The sequence below is a fragment of the Streptococcus oralis genome (assembly GCF_003943825.1).
GTDB classification, from domain to species: Bacteria; Bacillota; Bacilli; order Lactobacillales; family Streptococcaceae; genus Streptococcus; species Streptococcus oralis_CD.
On sequence record NZ_RJNJ01000063.1, the window covers coordinates 1 to 726 of the forward strand.

At 37.3% G+C, this 726-nt stretch carries 1 protein-coding gene; it reads left to right on the forward strand.

What is annotated here, in order from left to right; genetic code table 11:
• The coding region (locus D8863_RS10565; protein WP_260469803.1) for a terminase TerL endonuclease subunit at positions 1-726 on the forward strand (726 nt) is incomplete at both ends.

Genomic DNA, 726 nt, shown 5'->3' on the forward strand with positions numbered 1-726 from the left:
ATTGTATTCGATGTAGCAAAACAAATGGTACTAATGAGTCGACCTTTAGAGAAACGTTCAAAAATAATGGGTGCTACGAAACGAATTGTTAACTACTCTAATGCAGGTTTCTATCAAGTTTTGTCCGCTGAAACTGGTACAAAACATGGTCTCAACGTTTCAGGACTCGTGTTTGACGAAATACATGCCCAACCCAATCGCCACCTTTATGATGTCTTAACTAAAGGTTCAGGAGATGCACGAGAACAACCCTTATTTTTCATCATTACTACTGCAGGAACAGATAAGAATTCAATTTGTTACGAGTTACACACAAAAGCACTTGATATTTTAAACGGTAGAAAGAAAGATACATCTTTTTATCCTATCGTTTATGGTTTATCTGATGAAGAGGACTGGAATGACGAAAGTAACTGGTTAAAAGCTAATCCGTCATTAGGTCATACCATTGGCTTAGACCGTGTCAGAGAAGCATATAAACAAGCACTTGATAATCCTGCTGAAGAAAATGTATTCAAGCAACTACGGCTAAATATGTGGACAAATTCTACAGTTGCTTGGATTCCAGAACATGTATACAACAAAGGGGATGCACCAATCAATTTTGAATGTTTGAAAGGTCGTGAGTGTTATGCAGGACTAGACTTGTCAAGTACATCCGATATCACTGCCTTTGTTTTAGTTTTTCCACCTAGGAATGAACTAGAAAATTACATCATTCTACCC